General features: G+C 68.6%; 22 protein-coding genes. 8 read left to right on the top strand and 14 right to left on the bottom strand.

Translation table 11 applies throughout. From position 1 onward, the window contains the following. The first annotated feature begins 5 nt into the window (after positions 1-5). The gene (locus tag KXC42_RS05015; RefSeq protein ID WP_039583540.1) at positions 6-971 is read left to right on the top strand and encodes an alpha/beta hydrolase; all 966 of its coding nucleotides are present in this window, start codon (positions 6-8) and stop codon (positions 969-971) included. A gap of 309 nt (positions 972-1,280) precedes the next feature. Then, positions 1,281-1,523 (top strand): hypothetical protein, encoded by a 243-nt coding sequence (locus KXC42_RS05010; RefSeq protein ID WP_006553768.1) that lies wholly within the window; start codon positions 1,281-1,283, stop codon positions 1,521-1,523. Between the two features lie 39 nt (positions 1,524-1,562). On the opposite strand, the gene purH is transcribed toward KXC42_RS05010, so the two are convergent. From purH to KXC42_RS04990, 4 genes are read right to left on the bottom strand one after another with little or no spacing between them, the layout of a single operon-like run. Next, the gene (gene purH, locus KXC42_RS05005; protein WP_071934482.1) at positions 1,563-3,125 is read right to left on the bottom strand and encodes a bifunctional phosphoribosylaminoimidazolecarboxamide formyltransferase/IMP cyclohydrolase; all 1,563 of its coding nucleotides are present in this window, start codon (positions 3,123-3,125) and stop codon (positions 1,563-1,565) included. Continuing rightward, a complete protein-coding gene (gene purN / locus KXC42_RS05000; RefSeq protein ID WP_024103172.1) occupies positions 3,112-3,759 on the bottom strand; it encodes a phosphoribosylglycinamide formyltransferase in 648 nt (215 codons plus the stop codon). Before purN ends, purH begins: the two co-directional genes overlap by 14 nt. Before the next feature lie 55 nt (positions 3,760-3,814). Further along, positions 3,815-5,416, bottom strand: coding sequence for a DUF6350 family protein (locus tag KXC42_RS04995; RefSeq protein ID WP_071934481.1), 1,602 nt, complete (start codon positions 5,414-5,416; stop codon positions 3,815-3,817). A gap of 49 nt (positions 5,417-5,465) precedes the next feature. After that, positions 5,466-6,575 carry a DUF5336 domain-containing protein gene (locus tag KXC42_RS04990; protein ID WP_071934480.1) on the bottom strand — a complete coding sequence of 370 codons (1,110 nt, stop codon included), beginning with the start codon at positions 6,573-6,575 and terminating at the stop codon, positions 5,466-5,468. An 83-nt stretch (positions 6,576-6,658) separates the two neighbouring features. Between KXC42_RS04990 and KXC42_RS04985 the strand changes: the two genes are divergently transcribed. Then, positions 6,659-7,282: a YigZ family protein gene (locus KXC42_RS04985; RefSeq protein WP_071934479.1), complete on the top strand. Its 624-nt coding sequence runs from the start codon at positions 6,659-6,661 to the stop codon at positions 7,280-7,282. Between the two features lie 68 nt (positions 7,283-7,350). On the opposite strand, the gene sucD is transcribed toward KXC42_RS04985, so the two are convergent. Further along, positions 7,351-8,253: a succinate--CoA ligase subunit alpha gene (sucD, locus tag KXC42_RS04980; protein ID WP_006553762.1), complete on the bottom strand. Its 903-nt coding sequence runs from the start codon at positions 8,251-8,253 to the stop codon at positions 7,351-7,353. 16 nt (positions 8,254-8,269) lie between these two features. Continuing rightward, positions 8,270-9,439: an ADP-forming succinate--CoA ligase subunit beta gene (gene sucC, locus KXC42_RS04975; RefSeq protein WP_006553761.1), complete on the bottom strand. Its 1,170-nt coding sequence runs from the start codon at positions 9,437-9,439 to the stop codon at positions 8,270-8,272. A 442-nt stretch (positions 9,440-9,881) separates the two neighbouring features. Here sucC and KXC42_RS04970 point away from each other — a divergent pair, with 442 nt between their 5' ends. After that, a complete protein-coding gene (locus KXC42_RS04970; protein WP_006553760.1) occupies positions 9,882-10,871 on the top strand; it encodes a M23 family metallopeptidase in 990 nt (329 codons plus the stop codon). A gap of 110 nt (positions 10,872-10,981) precedes the next feature. On the opposite strand, the gene pcrA is transcribed toward KXC42_RS04970, so the two are convergent. Next, a complete protein-coding gene (gene pcrA / locus KXC42_RS04965) occupies positions 10,982-13,360 on the bottom strand; it encodes a DNA helicase PcrA (RefSeq protein WP_071934478.1) in 2,379 nt (792 codons plus the stop codon). Between the two features lie 234 nt (positions 13,361-13,594). Between pcrA and KXC42_RS04960 the strand changes: the two genes are divergently transcribed. Further along, positions 13,595-13,930, top strand: coding sequence for a chorismate mutase (locus KXC42_RS04960; RefSeq protein ID WP_006553758.1), 336 nt, complete (start codon positions 13,595-13,597; stop codon positions 13,928-13,930). Between the two features lie 104 nt (positions 13,931-14,034). Here KXC42_RS04960 and KXC42_RS04955 read toward each other — a convergent pair whose 3' ends face one another. Beyond that, positions 14,035-15,486 (bottom strand): NAD-dependent succinate-semialdehyde dehydrogenase, encoded by a 1,452-nt coding sequence (locus KXC42_RS04955; RefSeq protein ID WP_006553757.1) that lies wholly within the window; start codon positions 15,484-15,486, stop codon positions 14,035-14,037. Positions 15,487-15,605: 119 nt separating this feature from the next. Between KXC42_RS04955 and pgi the strand changes: the two genes are divergently transcribed. Continuing rightward, positions 15,606-17,249, top strand: coding sequence for a glucose-6-phosphate isomerase (gene pgi / locus KXC42_RS04950; protein ID WP_071934477.1), 1,644 nt, complete (start codon positions 15,606-15,608; stop codon positions 17,247-17,249). A 19-nt stretch (positions 17,250-17,268) separates the two neighbouring features. Here pgi and KXC42_RS04945 read toward each other — a convergent pair whose 3' ends face one another. From KXC42_RS04945 to KXC42_RS04925, 5 genes are all read right to left on the bottom strand, one after another. After that, entirely contained in the window at positions 17,269-19,125 is a 1,857-nt protein-coding gene (locus KXC42_RS04945) for a zinc ribbon domain-containing protein (RefSeq protein ID WP_071934476.1), read from the bottom strand. After that, positions 19,122-19,499, bottom strand: coding sequence for a recombinase family protein (locus KXC42_RS04940; RefSeq protein ID WP_373922181.1), 378 nt, complete (start codon positions 19,497-19,499; stop codon positions 19,122-19,124). Before KXC42_RS04940 ends, KXC42_RS04945 begins: the two co-directional genes overlap by 4 nt. Positions 19,500-19,829: 330 nt before the next feature. Next, entirely contained in the window at positions 19,830-20,621 is a 792-nt protein-coding gene (locus KXC42_RS04935; RefSeq protein WP_033096735.1) for an FAD:protein FMN transferase, read from the bottom strand. A gap of 97 nt (positions 20,622-20,718) precedes the next feature. Beyond that, entirely contained in the window at positions 20,719-22,341 is a 1,623-nt protein-coding gene (locus KXC42_RS04930) for an acyl-CoA dehydrogenase family protein (RefSeq protein ID WP_071934474.1), read from the bottom strand. 4 nt (positions 22,342-22,345) lie between these two features. Next, the gene (locus tag KXC42_RS04925; protein ID WP_024103164.1) at positions 22,346-23,008 is read right to left on the bottom strand and encodes a TetR/AcrR family transcriptional regulator; all 663 of its coding nucleotides are present in this window, start codon (positions 23,006-23,008) and stop codon (positions 22,346-22,348) included. 59 nt (positions 23,009-23,067) lie between these two features. Here KXC42_RS04925 and KXC42_RS04920 point away from each other — a divergent pair, with 59 nt between their 5' ends. Next, positions 23,068-24,291, top strand: a complete 1,224-nt coding sequence (locus KXC42_RS04920; RefSeq protein ID WP_071934473.1) for a hypothetical protein — start codon at positions 23,068-23,070, stop codon at positions 24,289-24,291. A gap of 55 nt (positions 24,292-24,346) precedes the next feature. After that, positions 24,347-25,873 (top strand): carboxylesterase/lipase family protein, encoded by a 1,527-nt coding sequence (locus tag KXC42_RS04915; protein WP_071934472.1) that lies wholly within the window; start codon positions 24,347-24,349, stop codon positions 25,871-25,873. 58 nt (positions 25,874-25,931) lie between these two features. Here the strand turns inward: KXC42_RS04915 and KXC42_RS04910 are convergent, their stop codons facing one another. Further along, complete coding sequence (locus tag KXC42_RS04910; protein ID WP_006551553.1) at positions 25,932-26,258, bottom strand: cupin domain-containing protein; 327 nt, start codon at positions 26,256-26,258, stop codon at positions 25,932-25,934. Between the last annotated feature and the right edge of the window lie 18 nt (positions 26,259-26,276).

The raw sequence follows: 26,276 nt of genomic DNA, 5'->3' as shown, positions 1-26,276 counted from the left end.
ATGACATGTCGGACACCGAGATCACCTTTTCCAGCGGCGACGTGACCCTGCACGGCAGCCTGCGGGTACCCGTCTCCATGAGGGGTCCGGTGCCCGCCGTGCTGCTGCTCGCCGGCAGCGGTCCCACCGACCGCAACGGCGACAGCGCACTGCTCCCCGGATCGATCGGCACCCTGCGGCATCTCGCCGACGTGCTCGAACGCAAGGGATTCGCGAGTCTGCGCTACGACAAGCTCGGCAGCGGTGTGACCGCGCTCGGCCCGTACAGCGTCGAGGACGTCGCCGATCTCGGTTTCTCGACCTTCATCGACGGCGCCGCCGACGCGCTCGCCTTCCTCGGTTCGCAGCGCGGGGTCGACCCGGCGCGGCTCTACGTCGTCGGGCACAGCGAGGGCGCGCTGATCGCGCTGTCGCTCGCCCAGGACAACGACTCGATCGCCGGACTCGGCCTGCTCGAACCGCTCGCCGTGCGCCTGCTCGACCTGCTGACCGCCCAGATCGACGCACAGCTCGACGCCGTCGTCGCCGCGGGACAACTTCCCGTCCAGATCGCCGATGAACTGCGGGTCGCGCTCACCGGCGCGGTCGAGTCGCTCCGCGCCGACGGCACCCTCAGCGACACTCTCCCCGAGCCGCTGCGCAACGCCGGGCTCGTCCCCACCAACGCGAAGGCACTCGCCGAGGAGGACGCGCTCGATCCGCGGATGCTCGCCGCACAGGTCGCCGGCGACCTGCCGGTGCTCACCGCGGTCTCGTCCAAGGACATCCAGGTGCGGGTCGAGGACGTCGACGCGCTCGACGCGGCACTCGTCCACACCCGTCTGACGTCGCTGCGCATGACGCGCACCAACCACGTGCTCAAGGACATCGGCGACCAGCAGTCGACGGGCGCCGACTACGTCGCCGACCTGCCCTTCTCCGACGAGTTCACGTCCGGTTTCGAGGCGTGGCTCGACAAGCTGAGGGGCTGATCGGCCCACCCCCACGCACGGACGACGCGGAAATAACAAATGTCCATTCCGCGTTGTTCGTGTATGGTCATCCGTTAACCAACTGGTTCACATGAGAAAGGTACGGTCCGATGCGATACAAGCACATGTACGTAGCCGGTTGTTCCGTACCGTTTTCTCACTTCTTCTTCCACTTCGCGGCGGAGCGATCCCGAGAATAGAAGTCACACGACGACTCGTTCTCGGGCACTCGGGGCACATACGCCCCGGGTGCCCTTTCTCTATCCCCGACCGCGACCCGTACAAGATCACCTCGACAGGAGAAACACCATGAAACTGAGAATCGAATCCGGCGGCACCGTGTCGACCGAACTGCCCGACGACCTCACCGGTCACGCCATCACCATCGACCTGAGCCGGGTCGGCGGTACCGAGAGCGGCGCCGCCTCCGCGGATCTCATCCGCGAGCTGCTCGACCGCGGCGCTGCCAAGCTCGTCATCTCCGAGGGGCGCGGCAAGCGCACCGTCGAACCCACCGCGCACGACAACGGCACCCACGCGCACGCCGCCTGAGCGACGATGCGCGTGGGTGCCGCGCGTGTGTGTTCGTGACTAGTGCGCGAAGTGCCGCGCGCCGGTGAGGTACAGCGTCACGCCGGCCTCGCGAGCGGCCTCGATGACCTCGTTGTCGCGCACCGAGCCACCCGGCTGCACGATCGCCTTCACGCCGGCCTCGGTCAGCACCTGTAGACCGTCGGCGAACGGGAAGAAGGCATCCGACGCGGCCACCGACCCGGCGACGCGATCACCCGCACGGGTGACGGCGAGTCGCGCCGAGTCGACGCGGTTGACCTGACCCATGCCGACACCGACGGTCGCGCCGCCCGAGGCCAGCAGGATCGCGTTGGACTTCACTGCACGGCATGCGCGCCAGGCGAATTCGAGATCGCGCAGCGTGGCCTCGTCGGCTGCCTCGCCGCACGCGAGCTGCCAGTTGGTGGTGGAGTCGCCGTCCGCGGTGAGCACGTCGCGCTCCTGCAGGAGCAGCCCGCCGGAGATCTGACGGATCTCGACCGGAGCCGACTTCGGCGAATCGGCGCGCAGGATGCGGATGTTCTTCTTGCGGGAGAGCACGTCGACGGCACCGTCGGCGTACGACGGGGCGATGATCACCTCGGTGAAGATCTCGGCGACCTGCTCGGCCATCTCGACGCTCACCTCACGGTTGGCGGCGATGACGCCACCGAAGGCCGAGACCGGATCGCACTCGTGCGCGTTGCGGTGCGCGGTGGCGATGTCGTCGGCGATCGCGATGCCACACGGATTGGCGTGCTTGATGATCGCGACGCACGGCTCGCTGTGGTCGTGCGCGGCGCGCCAGGCGGCGTCGGCGTCCTGGTAGTTGTTGTAGGACATCTCCTTGCCGTGGAACTGCTCGGCCTGCGCGAGCCCCGGCTCACCGGCCTCGTTCACGTACAGGGCCGCGGCCTGGTGCGGGTTCTCGCCGTAGCGAAGGACATTCGCGCGGGTCCAGGTAGCGCCGGTCCACGCCGGGAACTGCGACTCGTCGCCCTCGGGCGCCGCGTAATCGCTGTTCATCCAGCTCGCCACCGCGACGTCGTAGGCGGCGGTGTGCTGGAACGCCTGCGCGGCAAGACGCTTTCGCTGCTGGAGGGTGAAACCGCCACCCTCGACGGCGGCGAGCACGTCACCGTAGGCGGCCGGGTCGACGACGACTGCGACCGACGGGTGGTTCTTCGCCGCGGCACGCACCATCGACGGGCCACCGATGTCGATCTGCTCGACGCACTCGTCGGGGCTCGCACCCGAGGCGACCGTCTGCGTGAACGGGTAGAGGTTCACGACGACGAGTTCGAACGCCTCGATGCCCAGATCGGCGATCTGATCGAGGTGGTCCTGCTTGCGGGTGTCGGCGAGGATGCCGGCGTGCACGCGCGGGTGCAGGGTCTTCACCCGGCCCTCGAGGCACTCGGGGAAGCCGGTCAGTTCCTCGACCTTCGTCACCGGCACGCCTGCGTCGGCGATGGTCTTGGCCGTGGAGCCGGTCGAGACCAGCTCGACACCTGCCGCGTGGAGCCCTGTCGCCAGCTCCACCAGCCCGCTCTTGTCGTACACGCTGACCAGCGCGCGGCGCACAGTCTTACGTTCGGTCACCGGGGATCACGGCCTTTCGTCCATCGGAAACAACTCCACGGGTGGCGACGGCGGCGACCATCTCGGCCAGCAGCCGCCGCTCCACAACCTTGATGCGCTCGTGCAGGGTGTCCTCGTCGTCGTCGTCGAGCACCTGCACGGCTTCCTGCGCGAGGATCGGTCCGGTGTCGACTCCCCCGTCGACGAGATGCACCGTCGAACCGGTGACCTTGACGCCGTAGGCCAGGGCGTCGGCGACGGCGTGCGCGCCGGGGAACGACGGCAGCAGCGCGGGATGAGTGTTGATGATGCGGCCGGCGAACCGTTCCAGGAACGCCGAACCCAGGATCTTCATGAAGCCTGCGGACACCACGAGGTCGGGTTCGTGGGCGGCGACCGCGTCGGTCAGCGCGCGGTCCCACGCGGTGCGGTCCTCGAAGTCGCGCAACGCGACGCGGAACGAGGGGATCCCCTCGTCGGCGGCGTGCCCTTCGGCGGGGCATTCGCGGTCGACACCGACAGCGACGACTGTCGCGGGATATCCGTCGGTCCGGGTGGCGTCGAGCAGCGAACGCAAGAGGCTGCCCGTGCCCGAAGCGAGGACGACGAGCCGCGCCGGCGCGGTGGGCGGCAGCTGGTCACGCGAGGCAGTCAGGGTCCACTCCTGTGAAGTCGAGGTGGGTCGGCCGATCGACCGGCCGTAGGAGAGCCTAGTCGGCACCCTTTTCGGCCTTGTTCGCGACCTCCTCGGCGGGCTCGTCGTCGTCCTCGGCGTCATCCTCGTCGACGACCTCGACCACCTCGGCGTCGATGACGTCGTCGGCGTCCGCATCCTCTTCGAGGCTCTCCGCGTCGTCCTCGGCAGCCTCGTCCTCGTCGACTGCGGCGGCTTCGTCCTCGTCGGCTTCTGCCACCTCGCGCTCGGCGGCGGTGGTGTCCTCTGCCACAGGAGCTTCGAGTGCCGAGGTCTCGTTCTCGGCCGCCTCGAGTTCTCCGTCGGCTCCTGCATCAGCGGCGTCGTCGGCCTCGTCCGCGTCCGTCGCATCCTCCGAGGTCTCCTCGTCCACCTCGGTGTCGGCGCGCAGTGCCACCGCGGCCAATCGTCCTTCGCGCCACACGAGCAGCTGCGCCGTGATGATGCCGAGCAGGCCCGACCAGGCGAAGACGAGGATGCCGGCGAGCCACCAGTTGGCGCCGACCGTGCCGAAGACGCCGAGCGGGCCGCCCGCAACCCAGGTCGCCAGCGCCGTGACGAGTCCGGCGCCCGCTGCGGCAGCGAGCACCGTCCATGAAGCGTCGGCGCTGCCCACCGGGGCACCGTCGGCCTTCGCCTGCAGGGTTCGCTGCGCGGCGAAACGTCCGAGCAGCGCACCGACCGTCGCCGGAACGGCCAGCAGCACCGGCCAGAACGCTGCGGCCGGACCCGAGGGGACCGCCGCGAGCACCGGCAGCGCCGGGAGGTCACCGCCCGTCGCCTCGAACAGGCTCAGGTGGATGTCGCCGACGTGCACGGTGCTGCCCGCCAGAACGGCCGCGGCACCGATGATGACGTTGGGCAGGTACAGGATCGACATCACCGTCAGCCCCAGCACGCCGGTCCAGTGATCCCCGCGCGCGAGCAGTTCACCGACGACGTTCCACGACCACAACAGTCCGGCGACGACCGCCACCCCACCGAGGGCGAACATCCCCAGCAGCACCCGCAGTGCCGGACGGAAGGCGAGCACGAGCCAATCGGGAGCCGAGTAGTAGCGCACCAGCGGCTTCCACACACGGGAGCCGATACCGATGAGAGCCGCGGCCAGGTAGATGGCGGTGACCCACGCGAGCGCGGCAGCTGCATTCGGAGGCGTCACCGGCAGCACGCTCGCCGCATCCTGCAGCACGATCAGCGACGCCGCGGTCACCAGTAGCGGGCCGGCGAGGACGGCGACGGTGATGCGCGAGACATCCTGACGGTCGAGGGCGTACCCACTGTTCTCGACGAGCGCGTCGGCCGCGGACGCGCACCCGCGCGCCGCCTGCCATACCAGGACCGCGGTGGGCAGCAGCGGCAGCACACCGAGCGACGTGCCGTCGATCGTGAGCGTCACCTGGTGCAGTGCGAGCCACGTGCCGGCGATCGCAGCGTAGATGCCGGTGAGGTCGCTGTTGGCGACGACCATCGTCGTCACCACGATGGTGGCCACGACGGCGAGCGTCACCGCCGGAACGCGGGCGGCGGTGCCGAGCAGGATGCGAAACCGCTCCGGGTCCAGGCTGTCGTCGTCGGTTGGAACGTGCCGGGTGGACCGGCCGAGCGTCGAAGTCATCGGTTCGAGAGTGTCACCGACACGGCGATCGTGGTGTCAGGCGCGCCGATCACCGCTGGTCGTCCGGTGCGCGGAAGGCCTGCGTGGCGTCCTGGTCGCCGGTCGCAGTGGTCCCGGTCTCCTCGCGACGTTCCGTGCCCGTCGTGTCGTCATCGGACACTGTGCCGTCCGCCCGGGTGGCTGGGCCGTCCGCCCGGGTGTCGGTGTGGTCCGTCGAGTCCTGAGCGCCGTGCGGTTCCTGGACCGGGTACTGCTGGGTCGGCTGCGCACCCGTGTACTGCTGGCCGGCGCCGTACTGCTGGGCACCGGAATACTGTGCTCCCCCGCCGTACTGCTGAGCGCCCGGGAACTGCTGAGCGCCCGGGAACTGCTGAGCGCCCGGGAACTGCTGGGAACCGGGGAACTGCTGGGCTCCGCTGTACTGCTGCCCGCCGTACTGCTGGGCGTCCGGATACTGCTGGGAACCGCCGTACTGCTGCGACCCCGAATACTGCTGCGCGCCGGAGTACTCCCCCGACGTCTGCTGTCCGGGATACGCCTGGTGTCCGGGATGCGGCGCACCGAACTGGGACTGCCCGACGGCTCCCTGCTGCGAGCCGTAGGGCTGGCCGTATCCCTGCGGACCGTAAATCTGCGGCGAACCGGAGCCCTGGGGCTGACCTGTTCCCGCACCGGTCCCGAATCCCTGGTACTGCCCGGCGCTCTGCGGCGACCCGAAGGAACTCCGCTCACCCGACCGGCCGGACACGAGGATGCCGAGGCCGAACAGCAATGCGACGAGCGCCAGCGCGAACTGCAGGAAACCGAGGACGAGGATCGTCACGCCGCCCCACGCGATCCCGGTGTCCTCGGGCAGATGGAAGAGCTGGAACAGGGATGTCACGAAACCGACGCCCGACGCCGCGACGGCCACCGCACGCAGGTCCTGGCCGGGGAGCAGCGACAGCGCCGCGCTCACACCGCCGAAGAGCAGGAAGGCCAGCGGCACGACGGCGAAGCCGAAATCGAAGGACGTGAGCGCCACCTGCGAGCCGAAGGTGATGTTCACGAAGGGCGTGAGGCCGAGGAGGAAGTTCACGGCACCGAGCACGGCCACCGCGAGTGGCAGCAACAACGGCACCACCTTGCTCTGGGCGGATGCGCCTGCGGGGAATGTCATCGATTCTCCTGCCGTCGATCGGTGTGTGTCGGTCACTCGTCCTGCAGTCAACAGCCTAGGGACTACCCGAGAGAATGGGGTCCATGCCGCACACTCTCGCCCCGGGCCCCGACGTCGTGGTCGAGACGGAGGTGAAGCACTCGCGTTTCCTCGCCGCGGTTCGTCGTGTCGACACGGCCGACGCCGCGCTCGCCTTCGTCGACGAACAACGCCGACTGTATCCCGATGCCCGACATCACTGCTGGGCGTTCGTGGTGGGTGACGACCCGTCGGCGCGTGCCGAGCGGTCGAGCGACGACGGGGAGCCGGGCGGCACGGCCGGCATCCCGATGCTGCAGGTCCTGCACCACCGGGATCTGGTGAACGTCGCGGTGGTGGTAACCCGATGGTTCGGAGGGGTCAAGCTCGGCGCGGGCGGGCTGGTGCGCGCGTACTCGGGTGTGGTCGCGACGGCCTTGGACGAGGCGCCCCTCGTCGAGCGCAGGCAGCAGGAGAAGTTCACCCTCGCGATCGATCACGGCGAAGCGGGTCGCGTGGAGGCGGAACTGCGCGGCCGCGGGGTCGCAGTGCTCGACGTGGCCTATGCGGACCGGGTGGTCCTCACCGTCGCGGGGCGCGAGCGGAGCGAACTGGAGGGCTGGGTGGCGTCACTGACGTCCGGGGCGGGCGAACTCGAACCCGCGGGAGTCGACTGGATCGACTCCTGAAACGGCGCGTGCGCGCCTCCCGATGGCGGAACGCCACCGGAAGGCGCGCACGGAAGGCGACGCTGCTGTCAGAGCGACTGCAGGATCTCGCGAGCGAGCGCAGCGGTCTCGGACGGCGTCTTGCCAACCTTCACGCCGGCCGCCTCGAGAGCGTCCTTCTTGGCCTGAGCGGTGCCCGAGGAGCCCGAGACGATGGCGCCGGCGTGGCCCATGGTCTTGCCCTCGGGAGCGGTGAAGCCTGCGACGTAGCCGACGACGGGCTTGGTCACGTTGGCCTTGATGTAATCGGCCGCGCGCTCCTCGGCGTCGCCGCCGATCTCGCCGATCATGACGATGACCTTGGTCTCCGGGTCCTTCTCGAACGCCTCGATGGCATCGATGTGGGTGGTGCCGATGACCGGGTCGCCGCCGATGCCGATGGCGGTCGAGAAGCCGTACTCGCGCAGCTCGAACATCATCTGGTAGGTCAGGGTGCCCGACTTCGAGACGAGGCCGACCGGACCCTTGCCGGCGATGTTCGCCGGGGTGATGCCGACGAGCGCCTCACCCGGGGTGATGATGCCGGGGCAGTTGGGGCCGATGATGCGGGTCTTGTTGCCCTTCTGGACGTTGTACGCCCAAGCGTAGGCGGAGTCCTGCACCGGGATGCCCTCGGTGATGACCACGAGCAGCGGGATCTCCGCGTCGATGGCCTCGACGATGGCGTCCTTCGAGAAGGCCGGGGGAACGAATGCGATCGAGACATCGGCGCCGGTCTCCTTCATGGCCTCGGCGACGGAGCCGAAGACGGGGAGCTCGACCGGGTTGCCGTCCTTGTCGGTGTGCGAGACCGTCGTGCCGGCCTTGCGGGCGTTCACGCCGCCGACGACCTGGGTGCCGGCCTTGAGCATGAGCGCGGTGTGCTTGGTGCCCTCGCCGCCGGTGATGCCCTGGACGATGACCTTGGAATCCTTGGTAAGGAAGATTGCCATTGTTCTGTGTGTCCCTTTACTTCGCTGCGAAGGCGAGTTCGGCCGCCTTGTCGGCAGCCTCGTCCATGGTGGCGACGACCGTGACCAGCGGGTGGTTGGCCTCGGCGAGGATGCGGCGACCTTCGTCGACGTTGTTGCCGTCGAGGCGGACGACCAGCGGCTTGTTGGCCTCGTCGCCGAGGATCTCGAGGGCCTTGACGATGCCGTTCGCGACCGCGTCGCACGCGGTGATGCCACCGAAGACGTTGACGAACACGCTCTTGACCTGAGCGTCGTTCAGGATGACGTCGAGACCGGCAGCCATGACGGCCGCAGAGGCGCCGCCACCGATGTCGAGGAAGTTGGCGGGCTTGACGCCGCCGTGCTTCTCGCCTGCGTAGGCGACGACGTCGAGGGTCGACATGACCAGGCCGGCGCCGTTACCGATGATTCCGACCTCGCCGTCGAGCTTGACGTAGTTGAGGTCGTTCTCCTTGGCCTTGAGCTCGAGGGGATCCGTGGCGTCCTTGTCCTCGAACTCGGCGTGGCCGGGCTGACGGAAGTCGGCGTTGGCATCCAGGGTGACCTTGCCGTCGAGGGCGAGGATCTGGTCGTCCGGGGTACGGACGAGGGGGTTGACCTCCACGAGAAGAGCGTCTTCCTTGACGAAGACCTCCCACAGCTTCTGGATGGTCACGGCTGCGGCGTCGAGGACCTCGGCGGGCAGGTGGCCCTTCTCGGCGATCTCGCGCGCGAACGCGAGGTCGACACCCTTGACGGCGTCGACGGGGACCTTGGCGAGGCGCTCCGGCTTGGTGGCGGCGACCTCTTCGATCTCCATGCCGCCCTCGACCGAGCACATCGCCAGGTAGGTGCGGTTGGTGCGGTCGAGCAGGAAGGAGATGTAGTACTCCTCCGCGATGTCACTGGCCTCGGCGACCAGGAGCTTCTTGACGATGTGACCCTTGATGTCGAGCCCGAGGATGTTCTCGGCGTGGGTCTGCGCGTCGTCTGCGGTGGCGGCGTACTTCACGCCACCGGCCTTGCCGCGGCCGCCGACCTTGACCTGGGCCTTGACCATGACCGGCTTCCCGATTTCCTCCGCGATCTCGCGGGCACCGGCGACAGTGTCGGTAACACGGCCGGCCGACGTCGGCACGTCATGCTTGGCGAAGAGTTCCTTCGCCTGATATTCGAAGAGATCCATCTGCTCACCGTCTCGTCTGCGTTCACGCCCGCTCCGGGGTATCGAGCGGGTCGTTTCGGACTCTAGTTTCTCGGCCGGGCCGCGGATCACGCGCGGCAGTCCCATGTGGCACAGGTCACGCGCGCGTAGGTCCGGGAACGACTTCACAGTTCCCCTCCCGGGACGTGGCGGGCGCCACGTTCGAGCGGAGCACTCGGTTCAGAATGACAGGTACCCACTCGCTCCCCGACACCGGATCCCACGCTGCCGCGATGCAACAGACTCGTGACGTGTCGGAAAACAGTGTTTGGAACTCCGGCCGCTGGGGCATGTCCCAATTTGCCCCGGTTTGCACTGTGATGCCACTCACATAACGTCCGCCGGACGAACTACGGCTTGCCACCCCCGCGATCACTTCGTTACCGTCGCCTGGTCGAAGTAACGATGAGGTCACGAACGGAGGATGGCGATGCGCTCTGGTAACCCGAGTGCCGAGAGCCGAACCCGCCGTCCCGAATCGGCACCCGAAGACTGGAATGCCTGGGAAGCCGCCACGATGGACTTCCGTAACACCGGCCCCGGTTCCGAGCCCACCTACTACTCCGACTCCTTCGGCCACGCCGTCCGCGACGACCGCTTCGCGCAGGATCGTCGCGACGAGAGCACCGACGTCACCGCTCCCGCATCCCGCGGTGGAGCCCATCGACTTCCCACTCCCCCCACTGCCCTCAAGGGCCGCGCCGCAGTCTTCGCGGTCGCCGCAGGCGCCGTGGTCGCCGCGGGCCAGGCCGCAGCCAATGGTGGTCCGGGACAGAACACCGAGCACTCCGAGGTCGCTCTCGCCGCCGGCGAAGCCGATTCCTCGATCATCACGGCCACCGCAGTGCCGCAGGCCGCACAGTTCGCGCCGAGCGCCGACGCCGAGCCGTCGCAGGCCCCGCAGGTGCTCAACATCGCCGACCCGAACGACCTGTCGCAGTTCTCGAATCTCCTGGCCAAGGGCCAGCGATTCAGCGAGGAACGCGCTGCGCGCGAGGCCGCGGCCCGTCGCCCGCTGTTCGTCCTCCCCGCCGCGGGGTCGTTCACCTCGAACTTCGGCGCACGCTGGGGCACCCTCCACGCCGGCGTCGACATCGCAGGCCCCATCGGCACCCCGATCCTCGCGGTCGCCGACGGTGAGGTCATCGATTCCGGCCCGGCTTCCGGCTTCGGCATGTGGGTCCGCCTCCTCCACGCCGACGGCACCATCACCGTGTACGGGCACATCGACCAGTCCCTGGTGACCGTGGGTCAACACGTCATGGCCGGCGACCAGATCGCCACCATGGGCAACCGCGGCTTCTCCACCGGCCCGCACCTGCACTTCGAGGTGCACCTCAACGGCGTCGACAAGATCGATCCCGTCCCGTGGCTCGCCACCCGGGGTATCGCCCTCGGCATCCAGCGCGACTGACCGACCTCGCCGCCGTACGTTCGGCGTGCGTCCCGTTCCGCCCTCTTTCCCGCTTCGGTGCGGACCCGCTCTTTCGTGCGAATCCGCGCCTGACACAGGCTTTCAGGGCATCACAGTTTGATCATCGGCACACCGCCGACGAGCATCAACCGCACCTTGCCGGCACTGCCGAAGTCGATCACGACGGTGGCCGTGGGGCCCGAGCCCCGAGTTTCGAGAACCGTTCCGAGACCGTACTTGTCATGGCTGACGCGGTCGCCGACGTCGAGCACCAAGTGGTTGTTGCGTCCGCGCGCCGCACCGAAACTCGGTGTTCCCGAGGATCCGCGCCGCTCGCCCGCACCGAACCGTGAACCAGTGCCCGAGCCGATCGCCTGACCACGGGCGGGCGTGGGCTCGAGGCGTCGCCAGTCGATGAGGTGCTGCGGAATCTCTTGCAGGAAACGAGATTCCGGATTGGTGAGCGGCTGCCCCCAGGACGAACGCAACACGGCCCGCGTGAGATAGAGACGACGCCGGGCGCGCGTGATGCCGACATACGCGAGTCGCCGTTCCTCGGACAGCTCGGCCGGATCGCCGAGGGCACGCATGTGCGGGAACTGGCCGTCCTCCCAACCGGTGACGAACACAACCGGGAACTCGAGGCCCTTCGCGGTGTGCAACGTCATCAGCGTGACCACACCGGCCTCGTTCTCCGGGATCTGGTCGGCGTCGGCGACGAGCGAGACCTTCTCGAGGAACGCCGCGAGCGATCCTGGTTCGGGATCCCCCTCTTCACGTTCGTCGTCGACGATCCCGGCCGCGTTACGGACGTCGGCACTGAATTCCCTTGCCACGCTGACGAGTTCGTGGAGGTTGTCGAGACGGGCGCCGTCCTGCGGGTCGTCGCTCGCCGACAACTCGGCGCTGTATCCGGTGCGATCGAGGATCGCCTCGACGACGTCGCCGATGTCCACCATGTCGTTGCCGTCGGCGTCGCTCGCGACGAGCATCGCCCGCAGGCCGTCCATCATCTCGACGAAACCGGCGATCGCCTTCTGCGCCCGCGTGTTCAGCAGCGCGACCTTGCCGGCCGCGGCGTCGGCGAGGGCCTGCCCGAAGCTCACACCGAGCCGCTCGGCGTGCACCGCCACGCACGCCTCGGCACGATCGCCGATACCGCGGCGAGGGGTGTTGAGGATGCGGCGCAGGCTCACCGTGTCGTCGGGGTTGTCGAGCACCTTCAGGTACGCAACGACGTCGCGCACCTCCTTGCGCTCGTAGAACCGCACACCGCCGACGACCTTGTAGGGCACACCGTGCCGGATGAAGACGTCCTCGAACGCGCGGGAGGCATTGTTGGTGCGGTAGAACACCGCGATGTCGGAGTAGGTGGTGTCGCCGCCGTCGACGAGCCGGTCGATCTCGGCGGCGACGAACCGCGCCTCGTCGTGCTCGTTGTCGGCGACGTAGCCGGTGATGAGTTCGCCCTCACCCGAATCGGTCCACAGCCGCTTCTCGCGGCGACCCATGTTCTTGGAGATGACGGAATTGGCCGCCGACAAGATGTTCTGGGTGGAGCGGTAATTCTGTTCGAGCAGGATCGTGCGCGCCTGCGGATAGTCGCGCTCGAACTCCTCGATGTTGCGGATCGTGGCGCCGCGGAAGGCGTAGATCGACTGGTCGGCGTCGCCCACCACGCACAGTTCGCTCGGGGGCACGGCGGATTCCTCCTCCGGATCGCCCACGAGGGTGCGCACCAGCACGTACTGCGCGTGGTTGGTGTCCTGGTACTCGTCGACCAGGACGTGACGGAACCGGCGCCGGTAGTACTCGGCGACCTGCGGATGAGCCTGCAGCAGCGCCACCGTCTCGCCGATGAGGTCGTCGAAGTCGAAGGCGTTCGCCGTGCGCAGGCGCTGCTGGTAGTGCGCGTAGACCCGAGCGACGACGCGGGTGAGTTCGGTGGCCGCCGAATCGGTCTCCGCCTCGTGGGCGGCTTCTTCCGGCCCGATCAATTCGTTCTTCAGGTTCGAGATCTGTGTGGACAGCAGCCGGGCGGAGTACTTCTTGCTGTCGAGTTCGAGATCCTTCGCGATCATCGTGAGCAGACGACGGGAATCGTCGGCGTCGTAGATCGTGAAATTCGAATTCATGCCCTGCAGCAGACCCGCCTGCGCGCGCAGGATCCGGACGCAGCTCGAGTGGAAGGTCGAGACCCACATCGCATTCGCGCGCGGCCCCACCAGAGCCGCCACCCGCTCGCGCATCTCGGCGGCGGCCTTGTTGGTGAACGTGATGGCGAGCACCTGACCAGGGACGACGCCGCGCTCGGCCAGCAGATAGGCGATGCGACGCGTGAGCACCGCAGTCTTGCCGGAGCCCGCGCCCGCGACGATCAGCAGCGGGGCTCCTTCGTGCGTGACCGCTTCCCGCTGCTGCGGATTGAGCCCTTCGAGAAGAGCATCGGATCCGGGGCGGGAGTTTGCGAGCGCGACGGGAGTGTTCATCGTTTCACCAAACTACCGGACCGTTCGGACAACGGATCCGGACCACACAGTCGATCAAGCCGAGTGGCAGGGCCTACATGGTGAGTGGCAAACTGGAGACCATGTCTTCTGTCCTTTGCAGGCTCGGATCGAGTTCCGGTTGTCGCTGTCGATTCCCGACTGCCGGCCCGACCCGATACCGGTAACAGCCGCTCCCATACGGGCGATCCTTCAGAGCAGATGCGAGGAGACGACATGAGCACGCACATCGATTCTTCCCTTTCCGGCGAGCCGGACCAGGCGAACGCCGGAACACCGGCCGCGACCGACGACACCGCAGTGCCCACCGAGGCCGAGATCGAGGAGCTCCGCAAGGAGATCGATCGTCTCGACGCCGAGATCCTGGCCGCGGTCAAGCGCCGCACCGAGGTCTCCCGCATGATCGGGCGTACCCGCATGGCGTCCGGCGGTACCCGTCTCGTGCACAGCCGCGAGATGAAGGTCCTCGAGCGGTTCAGCGAGTTGGGCCAGGAAGGCCACACCCTGGCGATGCTGCTGCTCCGCCTCGGGCGTGGCCGCCTGGGCCACTAACGGCGAGGCCGTCCGCGTCACTGACGGCGAGGCCGTCCGCGTCACTGACGGCGTGGCCGTCCGCGTCACTGACGGCGAGGCCGTCCCGACCATCGCCGAGTTCCCTACTGCAGGGCGATGTACTTGGTTTCGAGGAATTCCTCGATGCCTTCGGTACCGCCCTCGCGTCCCAGCCCGGAATCCTTGATTCCGCCGAAGGGGGCCGCGACATCCGAGACGACACCGCGGTTCACACCGACGATGCCCGTTTCGAGCGCATGCGACACGCGCAGGGCCCGGTCGAGGTCGCGCGTGAAGATGTAGGCAGCGAGCCCGTAGCGGGTATCGTTCGCCGCTGCGAGGGCTTCCTCCTCGGTGTCGAAGCCGGTGACGGCCGCGACCGGCCCGAAGACCTCTTCCTGCAGGATGCGGGCCTGCTTCGGCACGTCGTCGAGCACGGTGGCCGGGTAGAACCATCCCGGTCCGTCCGCGGGTTCACCGCCCAGGCGCACCGAGGCACCCGCCGACACCGCGTCCTGCACGAGTTCGATCACGGTCTTCTTCTGGTTCTCGTTGACCAGGGGGCCCAGCGTCGCGTCGGGGTCCGTTCCCGGCCCGAGCTTGTACGACGCCATGCGTTCGGTGAGCTTGGCGACGAAGGCGTCGCGCACCGAGTTGTGGACGTGGAAGCGGTTCGCGGCCGTGCAGGCCTCTCCCCCGTTGCGCAGCTTGGCTGCCACCGCGCCCTCGACCGCGGCGTCGAGGTCGGCGTCCTCGAAGACGACGAACGGCGCGTTGCCTCCGAGCTCGAGCGAGGTGCGCAGCAGCGAACGACCGGCCTTCTCGGCGAGCATGCGCCCGACCTCGGTGGAGCCGGTGAAGGTGAGCTTGCGCAGCCGGGGATCCTCGAGGAGCGGCCCGGTGACCTCACCGGCATGTGAAGACGGGAGCACCGACAGGACACCCTTGGGTAGTCCTGCCTCGTCGAAGAGCTGCGCGAGCAGCTGGATCGTGAGGGGCGTCTCGGACGCGGGCTTGACGATGATCGTGCATCCCGCCGCGAGGGCGGGACCGATCTTGCGGGTTCCCATCGCGAGCGGGAAGTTCCACGGTGTGATGGCCAGGCAGGGACCGACGGGTTGTTTCGTCACGAGAACGCGACCGGTGCCGGCAGGGGCGGGCGTGTAGCGACCGGCGATGCGGACCGCCTCCTCGGAGAACCATCGCAGAAATTCGGCGCCGTAGGTCACCTCCGATCGGCTCTCCGGTAGTGCCTTACCCATCTCGAGTGTCATGAGCAGCGCGAAGTCGTCGGCGCGTTCGGTGATCTTCCGCCACACCGTCCGCAACAGTTCGGCGCGTTCTCGCGGCGGGGTCGCAGCCCATTCCGGACCGGCCGCGACGGCCGCGTCGAGGGCCCGCAAGGCATCACCGGGCGCGGCATCGGCGACACGGGTGAGTTCGTCACCGGTCGCGGGATCGTGGACTCCGAAGGTGGCTCCGTTCTCGGCCGCCACCCACTCACCGCCGAGGAACAGGTCGGTGGGGACGGACCGAATCAGTTCTGCAGCATCCATATGCCCCATCATGCGCGTCGCGGTCGCTCGCTGTGGGAAACCGAGGGATCCCTTCGTCACACACCGGGGCCCAGTTGCACACCGGGCGCACCGTGTCGGGGCGCACTACTGTCGACGACATGAGCGACGTAACCGCAACGGCACCGTGGAAAGCTCTTGAAGACCATCGCGACCGGCTCGAATCGGTGTCGCTGCGGCAGTTGTTCACCACCGAACCCGACAGGGTCTCGGCGTTGACGGTCCCTGCCGGGGATCTGGTGATCGATTTCAGCAAGCAACGCCTCGACACCCCGGTCGTGCAGGCCCTGCTCGAGCTCGCCGACACCGCGGGGATCGCCGCGGCTCGGGAGGCGATGCTCTCGGGTGCGCACATCAACGTCACCGAGGATCGGGCGGTGCTGCACACCGCCCTGCGCCTGCCCCGCGAGGCGGAACTGGTCGTCGACGGGGTCGATGTCGTCGCCGATGTCCATGCCGTGCTCGACCGGATGGGCGAGTTCACCGACCGCCTCCGCAGCGGCGACTGGCGCGGCGCCACCGGGCAGCCGATCGCCACGGTGGTCAACATCGGCATCGGCGGCTCCGATCTGGGTCCGGCGATGGTCACCCGCGCGTTGCGGCGTTTTCATGACGGGCCGGCGGCGCGGTTCGTCTCCAACGTCGACCCGGCGGATCTGACCGCGGCGCTGGCCGACCTGGACCCGGCGACGACCGTGTTCGTCGTCGCGTCGAAGACGTTTTCCACCCTCGAAACCCTCTCCAACGCCACCGCCGCCCGCCGCTGGCTCGTCGACGCCCTCGGGGAGGACGCCGTGGCGAAGCATTTCGTCGCGGTGTCGACGCACACCGAGCGGGTGGTCGAGTTCGGTATCGACCCGGCGAACATGTTCGAGTTCTGGGACTGGGTCGGCGGGCGTTATTCGGTGGGTTCGGCCATCGGCCTGGCGGTCATGTGCGCGATCGGCCGCGAGCGGTTCGGCGAGTTCCTCGCCGGCATGCACGCCCTCGACACCCACTTCGCCACCGCGCAGCCGGCACAGAATGCACCGTTGCTGGCCGGGTTGATCGGGGTGTGGAATGCGAGCGTCCTCGGCCACCGCTCGCGGGCGGTGGTGCCGTATGCGCAGGATCTGGCGCGGCTGCCGGCCTATCTGCAGCAGCTGACCATGGAATCGAACGGTAAATCCGTGCGCGCCGACGGCACACCGGTGGTGTGTCCGACCGGGGAGGTGTTCTGGGGTGAGCCCGGTACCAACGGTCAGCACGCCTTCTTCCAGCTGTTGCACCAGGGCACCGAGATCGTCCCCGTCGACTTCCTCGGCCTGGCCCGTAGCGGCGACGACCTACCCGCCCGCGACGGGCAGACCAGCATGCAGGTGTTGTTGCTGGCGAACATGTTCGCCCAGGCCAAAGTGTTGGCCTTCGGGCGTGATGCCGACGAGGTCCGTGCCGACGGCGTCGACGAGGCGTTGGTCGCGCACAAGGTGATGCCCGGGGATCGGCCGTCGACGACGATCCTCGCCCCCGAACTCACCCCCTCGGTGGTCGGGCAGATCATCGCCTTCTACGAACACCAGACCTTCGTCCAAGGCATCGTGTGGGGGATCGATTCGTTCGACCAGTGGGGCGTCGAACTCGGCAAGACCCAGGCCACCGCCCTGCAGACCGTCCTCGCCGGCGACGACACACCCGACACCGGCGACGCGTCCACCGACCACCTGATCGAGATCTACCGCAACCTGCGCGACGGAGCGTCTACGTAAACCTGATACTTCCTGCCACCTACATGCCAGGCGGCCCAGATCCACGTTCCTCACGGCTACCCGAGACATCATCCGATGCCGCGGGCTCGACCGTGTCCCACACCGACGCTTCAGGTGCAGGACGAGGCTTCAACGTGTTCACCCCCTCAGCGGGAGTCGGGGCCGGAACACTATGGCGGACCCGGCGATGCCGCGGCCTGCCCGGGGTAGGGCCGGTCTTGTCCCGGCACCGGCGCACCGGCGCATGCTCGGTGGTGCGGATCTCCAGGCGCCCAGCGCGGGTGCGGACCGCCGCACCTCGGCCGAGGAGAGCGCGTTTGGCGAGGTTCACCCCCGCCACACGATCACGATTCCCTCCAAGTCGACAGGATTCGCACCAGGCATCGTGATATCCCTTCGGCCGGGCAAGTTCCTCGTTGCAACCCGGACACCACGCCGACGACCCCTTCGCCGGCACCGTCACCGCCACCACACCCACCCGTGCGGCAGTATGCGCCAGCGCGTCGGCGGCCTTGCGGCGCGCGGACTGCGCCGCCCGATTGTTGTTCACCCGGCCACGCCCACGCGGTTCGAGGGTCGCGAGATCTTCGACGGCGATCATCGTCGCGTCGGCGGCGACCGCGTAGTCGGTGACCTGACGCGCGAAATGAAACGCCAGCTCCCGGTTGATCTTTCTCCGCTTGGCACCGACCGCGGTGCGATTCTCGTCGAGCACGGCGATCTTCGCTTCCAACTCCGACCGCACCTGGGGTGGCGCATTCTCGGCCAGCTGGCGCAGGCGGGCGGCCTTGCGGTGCAGGAATTGGCCTTCGGTCTGCAGGCGGGCGAGTTTGATACCGAGACCGCGGTCATCGTAGGTGTAACCCCGAAAATCGGAGACCAACCCGTCACCGGTATCGGTGGCGATCGCGGCGGCCCCGAGGGCCGACGGTGACCAGTCCACCCCCACCGCGACCGTGGCACTGCTCAGGTCACCGGTGGGGACGGCTTCGGTGGCCGCGCAGCGCAGCAGCAGACCCCGGCCGTCGAGGGTCAGGGTCGGCAGATGCCACGCAGTAATCGGGCGACCGTGCAGGTGCGGCGGGAGCGCGGCGGTCAACCGCACCGCCCGCCATTGCGCTCGCGTGGTGGGTGTCGCGGTGGTCGGGAGTTTCACCGTCAGCACCATCGTGCGGTCGGTGACGGTGAGCTCGGTGAGTTGTTTGTCGGCGGCGGACAGGCGGGCCATCGCGGTGACCTTCGGTGGGGTTTGGATGTCGGTGATCCGCAGCCGTTCGGGCTGCGCAGCATCCGACGTTGCAGCATCCGAGGTTGCCGCATCCGAGGCGGCATCGTCTGTGGTCGCCGCGCCCGAGGTCGATGCACCCGCAGCATCGGCCCGGCGGGTACGGGCGAGCAACTGCCGCCGTACACCTCGGGCGAAGCCCGACGGCACGGGCACCTCCCCACCGGCAGGCGGGGCGATACGCCCGGTAGCGGGATCGAACCGGGCCGAGAGCGACGCGATAGCAGTGTCGCGGTAGGCCGAGGTCCGTAGCGTCGCGGTGGCCTGTGCGGTGACCACCCGTGACACCCGTGACGGCACATACACTCCGTCCGGGTAGGTCGGGGCCCAGCCGAGACGAGCGGCGACGACGTGCCCGTGTTTCGGCAGAGCCCGGCCGTCGCGGTCGCGGCCGGCGGAGAGGGTGTCGAAGGTGGCGGGATGCCACAGACGTGTGAGTAGTTCGGTTTCGGCGCCGGTGATCAGGTCGAGCAGCCATCGGATACGGGTGTCGAGATCGTCGAGTCCGATCGGATCTCCGGTGGTGTCGTCGACTGCGAGATACGGTCGGGTGGTAAAAGCGAACCGACAGTGGTCGGTGGTGTCGGTCATTGCTCATCCCTGCCCAACCGTGCCCCCGCATCATCGAGAAGTCGACGTTGGTTCTGCTTCGACCGCAGCCGGTAGAACCGACCCGAAAACGACGCCAGCAGTGCCATGAAGTCGTCCATCAGTTCCTCCGCCAGCGATATCTCGCCCTGCTCACGCAGCACCTCGACGGTAACTCCGACCACCGACAGGTACCGTTCGATCCACACCACCCCGAACCGTGCCAAGCGATCCCGCCACACCACCCGTACCACCGTGAAGTGTCCCCGGGCGGCGTCGTCGAGCAACCGATCCAATCCGGCCAGCTTCTCTCGCAGCCCGGATCCACGGTCCTTGTACACCCGGTACACGGCACCGGTGGCGCTCTCGCGCAACATCGCCTCTTGATTGGCGAGCGATGATTCCTGCCCTGCGGAGCCCGACACACGGCAGTACAACGCTTCGATCCGGGCCGAGGGCGTCCTCCCGGCTGCGGGCCGACCGAGATACAGGTCGAGGTCTGCTTGCTCGAAAATGCGCTGACCGGAACCCGTACGGCGAGAAGGCAACCGGCCTTCCGCCGCTGCCTTACGCACCCCCGACGACTGACATGTTCCGATATTCGGCGGCCTCTCCGATGCGCGCGGTTGAGTGAGTATCAGAAAGTATCATGTAGTGTCAGGTATTTCGCCCACTGTTGTCAGCCTGACCGCACCCTGCTCGAGAGATCAAGCAGCCTTCGGATCGGACCAGGCCGTGGTGGTCCGGACCCGTCCGTGCGTGTCGACGAGACGCGCCGGCAGGTCGTACTGTTCGAGCCACGACAGGGCTCCGATGCCCCGCTGCAACGCCGTCGCCGCGGCCGCATGAGCCCACACCGCGTCGGGAGCGATGACGCTGACGAGACGCCACCGCTCGGGGTCGGCGACGTCGCTGGTGTGCGACGCCATCGCCGATCCGGCCGGCAGTTCGACCGAGCCCCGGTCCGGGAGCGGCACCTGCCATCCCCCGGCAGGCGCGTGCCCCGCGGTGGCCATCACGTCGCCGATGCGCACGAGCGCCCCGCATTCGAGCAGATTCGCGACGAGCGCCGCGGAGTAGTCGACGGTGTCGGCCACGGCCGTCGCGCCGAGTTCGAGACTCACCCCGAAAGGAGCGAGCACGATGTCTCCGTCGATCTGCACGTCGCGGTAGGTGGGGATGGGATGGATCGGCGGGATGGCTCCGGCATCGACGGAGGCGTCGTCGGAGTCGACCGGGGTGATGGTCCCGCCCGTCATGCGGGCCGCCCACAGCGCCGACCGCACCATCGATGCCAGTCGGGGGCTCATCGTGACCGGAGTGCCCTGCGCGAGGTTGACGGAGTGGATCTCGGCGTCGCCCCGGCGGCTGTCGCTCACCGCCTCGGATTCGGCGACGACGCCGCGCACGATCATGCGGGCACGGTGCAGTGCATGCGGCTCGGTCACCGCGAGTGCGATCTGCCGACCCCACTCCCACCATTCGTTGCTGCCGATCATGACGGGCTCCACCCGTAGTCGATTCCTCGCAGGACGTATTCCAGTATGCCCTCGACCTGAGACGGGTGACAGCGCCGCAGGATCGGACCCGCCCTCGTCAGACCCGGTCGAGGATCGCGGCGGTGTCCACGCCGGTCGGCAGTGTGCCCATCGCGATGCCCCAGTCGTCGTCGAGCCGACTGCGGCAGAACGCCTCCGCGACGGCAGGATGTCCGTGCCGGACGAGCTGCGCGCCCTGCAGGGCCAGGGCCATGAGCTCCACGACCCGCCGTGCCCGGTACTCGGCGTCCTCGAGGTCGGCGAGTTCCTTGCCGATCCGGGCGATGGCCGAATCGAGCCGCGGATCGGCACCTTCCGCAAGCCTGACCTCGGTGAAGAACGCCTCGACGGTGTCGGGTTGCCGCGCCATTGCACGCAGCGCGTCGAGTGCCGCGACGTTGCCGGATCCTTCCCAGATCGACATGAGCGGCGACTCGCGATAGAGCCGCGGCATGCCCGATTCCTCGGCGTAGCCGTTGCCGCCGAGGCATTCGAGGGCTTCGGCGGCGACCGCGGGTGCCCGCTTGCACACCCAGTACTTGGTGACGGCCAGCGCGATGCGGCGCAGGGCGGCCTCCTGCTCGTCCCCGGCGGCGCGGTCGGTCGCCCCGGCCAGACGCATCATCATCGTCGTCGCGGCATCGGACTCGACGACGAGATCGGAGAGGACGTTGCGCATGAGCGGCTGGTCGACGAGCAACGCGCCGAACGCCTTCCGGTGACGGGCATGGTGAACCGCGCGCAACGTCGAGATCCGCATGTTCACGGCCGAGCCGATGACACAGTCGAGTCGCGTCATGTTCACCATCTCGATGATGGTGTTGATGCCGCGACCTTCCGGGCCGACGAGCCAGCCGATCGCGTTCTCGTACTCGATCTCGGAGGAGGCGTTCGACTTGTTGCCGAGCTTGTCCTTCAGCCGCTGGATGCGGATGGCGTTGCGGGTGCCGTCGGGCAGGACGCGCGGGAGCAGGAAGCACGACGGTCCGTGCTCGGTCTGCGCGAGCGTGAGGAACAGGTCGGACATCGGCGCGGACGTGAACCACTTGTGCCCGACGATCGTGTACGAACCGTCGGCGTTGGGGGTCGCGGTGGTGGTGTTGGCGCGGACGTCGGAACCGCCCTGCTTCTCGGTCATCGACATCCCGGCGATCAGGCCACGTTTCGTGGAGGGTTCGCGCAGCCCGAAGTCGTAGTGCGGCGCGGCCAGCAGCGGCTCGTAGCGCTCGGCGAGTTCGGCGTTGTGGCGCAGCGCCGGGATCGCGGCGTAGGTCATCGAGATCGGGCACATGTGCCCGGCATCGGTATGCCCCCACACGTAGAACTTCGCGGCACGGGCAACGTGCGCGCCGGGACGCGGGTCGCGCCAGGGTGCCGCGTGCAGGCCGTTCTCGACGGCGACGGTCATCAGGTCGTGCCAGTGCGGATGGAACTCGACCTCGTCGACGCGGTGGCCGTAGCGGTCGTGGGTGTGCAGCACGGGCGGATACTCGTTGGCGAGCCGCCCCCAGTCCTGGGCACGGGCGGTGCCGGCGAGGGCGCCGAGTTCGCGGACCTCGTCCTCGGCCCAACTCGCCCCTTCGCGGCGCAGTCCTTCGAGGAGGGCGGGGTCGTCGGCGGCCCCGTAGGGCTCGAGGTCCGGTACCTGGTTGAACACTTCGTGGGTGGCGGGGAAATTCACGGCTTCACTCCTGAGTCGTTCCGGAAGGCAGATGCCCCGCCGCTCGCAGTACGAGGACGACGAGGTCGGGGACGGTGGATCCGGCCGCGCTGTCTCGAAGGCGACCGTCGGCCGCACTGTCTCGAAGGCGACCGTCGGCCGCGCCGGGGAGGCGACCGGTGAGCACCTCACCGACAGCCCCGACGAGCGCCGCGGCGGTGAGCTCGACGTCCTGTTCGGGGAATTCACCGGTCTCGACGCCGTGGCGCACGGCGTTCGCGAAGGCCGCTGCGAAGGCGCGGCGCAACACGAGTCGTTCGGCGTCGACCGCGGCGTCGACCGGTTCGGCGAGCAGGGCGTAGGCGAGGGTGGGATTGCGCAGCGCACGGCGGGAGAAGGTGTCGACCACCGCGGTCACCCGGTCGGCACCGGATCCGGTTGCGGCCGCGGACGTCACGGCCTCGACCTCCCGCTCGCACAGTTCCCGGAAGATCCGCACCATGAGATCGGACTTGTCGACGTAGTGCCGGTAGACGCTGCCGGTGGCGACGCCGGCCCGTTCGGCGACCGCCGAGACGGACAGTCCGCTGTATCCGCGTTCGCTGAGCAGAGTCACGGCGGCAGCGGCGATCGCCTCGCGCTGCGCGTCGAGTCGCTCCTGCACTGCGGGTGTCCGCCGGTACGCCACACCAAGGATTGAACCTCGGTTCAGTGCTTCGGTCAACGGTCGGCGCTACGGTCGGGATTGTGAATCGCCTGAGCGTCGTGGACGAGATGTTCCTCCACCGCCACAAAGGAACCGGCCTGCCGTCGGTGATGCAGGGTCTGTGGCGCACCGACGAGACCGTGGACGCGACCCTGTTGCTGTCCCTGCACGACGTGCTGTCCGAAGGCCCGCTCGGTCGCCGTGTGGTCCGTCCCCGGGTTCCCGGTGCACGCCCCCGCTTCGAACCCAACACGCACGTCCATCCACTGCGCTATCCCGCGACCCCCATCCCCGACGACGAGCTCCTCGCCTGGGCCGACGAGCACGCGAACGTGGACGTCGATCCCGAGCTCGGTCCCGGCTGGGCGGTCGCCGCGACCCGACTCACGAGCGGCGGCACCGCACTGTCGATCGTGTGCTCGCACGTCCTGACCGACGCGCGGGGATTCGTCCGCGCGGTCGCCGACGCGCTCGCCGACCGGCCGCGACGACCCGACCCCGGTCGCCAATCCGACCTACGCGATGCGATGCAGTTGTTCCGGAAGGTCGGCAGCGGGCTGCGCCGCGTGAAGTACACACCTCGCACGGAGAAACCGCCCGCGCCGCAGACGGTGCACTCGCGACCGCGCACCGCGCTCGTCGACGTCGACGCGGCGCAGTGGAAGGCCGTCGCGGCCGCGGAGGACGGCAGCCCGAACGCCCTGCTGCTCGCCGCGTCCGCCGGTGTCGCCCGGCGCGCCCGCATCCCGTTCCCCGTGCGCATCTCCGTTCCGGTCGACGACCGGAAGGAGGGAACCGTCTCCAACGGCGTGTCGATGGTGGGGATCACCGTCGACGACGGCGACACGCTCGCCTCCATCCGCGCCCGCGCCGCGCACGCCTATTCGCAGCCGCGGGAGGGCGCGCCGCACAACATGCCGGCCGAGATCCTGCAACTCCTCCCCGACCGGATCGCCGCCCGCGTCGCGCGCGGTGCCGGTGAGCGGGACCTGTTGTGTTCCAACATCGGCGTGGTGCCCCGCGAGCTCACCACGCTGGGCCCGTACCGCACCACCGGGATCGCGATGCGCGCTATGCACCCGGGACTCGACACCCGGCCGGCCCGCACCACGACCCGCCTGTCGGTCTACGCCTGCCACACCGACGAGCGGTACACACTCGCGTTCGTCGCCCTCGACGAGGAGCGCTTCCCCGACACCGCGACGCTGCGCACCTACGTACGGGCAGAGCTCGCGGGCCGAGGCCTCGAGCCCCACTTCTGGTGACGTCGACGGTGGACACGGCGGCTACCGTGACGCCCCGTCACGTACAGTGCGGAGCATGACGCCCGAGACCCACGTCACATTCGCCGACGGAACCGTCCGCGGCACCCGGCTCGGCGACCTCCTCGCCTGGCGCGGCATTCCCTACGCCGCTCCCCCGGTGGGCCCGCTGCGGCTGCGGGCGCCGCAACCGGTCGAGCCCTGGACGGGAGTGCGCGATGCGACGCAGTTCGGAAATGCCGCCCCGCAGCGTCCGCGCTACGCCGAGACCGGTCGTCGCGGGGTGCGAGTGCGTCCCGACGAGGACTGCCTGACCCTCAACGTGCTCGCCCCCGCCGGTCGGGTCCATGCACCGCGACCGGTCATGGTGTTCATCCACGGCGGCGCCTTCACCCTCGGCACGAGTGCCCTGTCGGTCTACGGCGGCGAGTCGCTGGTCCGACGCGGCGACGTAGTCTACGTGTCGATCAACTACCGCCTCGGAGCGCTCGGCTATCTCGACTTCGGGTCCTTCTCCACCGATTCGGTCCGATTCGATTCCAATCTCGGTCTGCGCGACCAGGTGGCGGCGCTCGAATGGGTCCAGCGCAACATCGCGGCCTTCGGCGGCGACCCCGACAACGTGACGATCTTCGGCGAGTCCGCCGGCGGCACCTCGGTGACGACCCTGCTCGCGACACCCGCCGCGCGCGGATTGTTCTCCGCCGCGATCGCACAGAGCCCGGCGCCGAATCTCGTCGTCACCTCCGACCGCTCGGCCGAATGGGGCCGGAAGTTCGTCGAACTGCTCGGTGCCGATCCGGATACCGCCGCGCAGGCGCTGCTCGACACCTCCCCCGTCGAACTCGGGCGGGTGGGATCGCGCCTCGGGGCGCAGGTACTGCGCGCGACTCCCGGTCTGCATCCCTTCGGCCCGGTCGTCGACGGCGATTTCGTTCCGCTCCAACCGCTCGAGGCGTACGAGACGGGCGCGGCGCATCCCGTTCCGCTCGTGCTCGGGACGAACGACCGCGAAGGTGCACTGTTCCCGAAGTTCCTCGACGCGCTGCCGACGAACCCTCGGCGGATCGACGCACTGTTCGCCGCGACCGATCCCGAGGCGAAGGATCGCATCACGGGGATCTATCCGGGATATCCGGACGAGCGTGCCGCGATCGATCTCGGCGGCGACCTCACCTTCTGGTATCCGTCCGTGCAGTTCGCGCAGGCACATTCGCGTTTCGCGCCGACCTTCATGTACCGCTTCGATCTCGCGCCGCGAGTGCTGCGGTGGACGGGCTTCGATGCGACGCACGCGGTGGAGTTGCTCGCGGTCTTCGACCAGACCGACGAACCGCTCGGCCGGGCGCTCACGGCACTCGGTGGGCGACGTGGTCTGCGGACGGCCGCCGGGGCGATGCAGCGCCAGTGGCTGAACGTGGCCCGGCACGGTGAACCACTGCCGTCGTGGCCACCCTACGACGAGAAGGACCGCGCGACAGTGATTTTCGACGAGGTCACGCGCATCGAGCACGATCCGCGTCGCGAGCGCCGCCTCGCGTGGGAGGGCTACCGCGGGTACGCCGCTCCGGCACCTGTTCAGTAAGCGCCGCTTCTCGACGCGCGCAATGAGCGTCGCTACTCGGCGCGTGCAGTGAGCGACGCTACTTGGCGACGGTGAGCAGGAAGGCGACGTCCTCGATGGCGCTGACGCTGTGCCGGACCGGCGGGATGATGATCATGTCGCCCGCCGAACCCTTCCACACGTCGTTGCCGGCGACGAGCTGGAGCTGACCCGACAGCACCTGCAGGGTCGCCTCGCCCGGGCTGTCGTGCTCGCCGAGTTCGTGCCCCGCCAGCAACGCGACGACGGTCTGCCGCAGGTGCTTGGTATGCCCACCGAAAACCGTCTGGGAGCTGCGTCCGCTGCTGGACGTCGCTGCGAGTTTGAGCTGCTGCCGTGCCATGGCGGTCAAGGAGAGCTTGTCCATGTACCGCAGTATCGCTCA

It is taken from the genome of Rhodococcus sp. LW-XY12, assembly GCF_019317345.1.
Classification (GTDB): domain Bacteria; phylum Actinomycetota; class Actinomycetes; order Mycobacteriales; family Mycobacteriaceae; genus Rhodococcus; species Rhodococcus pyridinivorans.
The sequence above is the reverse complement of the archived record's forward strand: the minus strand, read 5'-3'. Positions and strand labels throughout refer to the sequence as shown.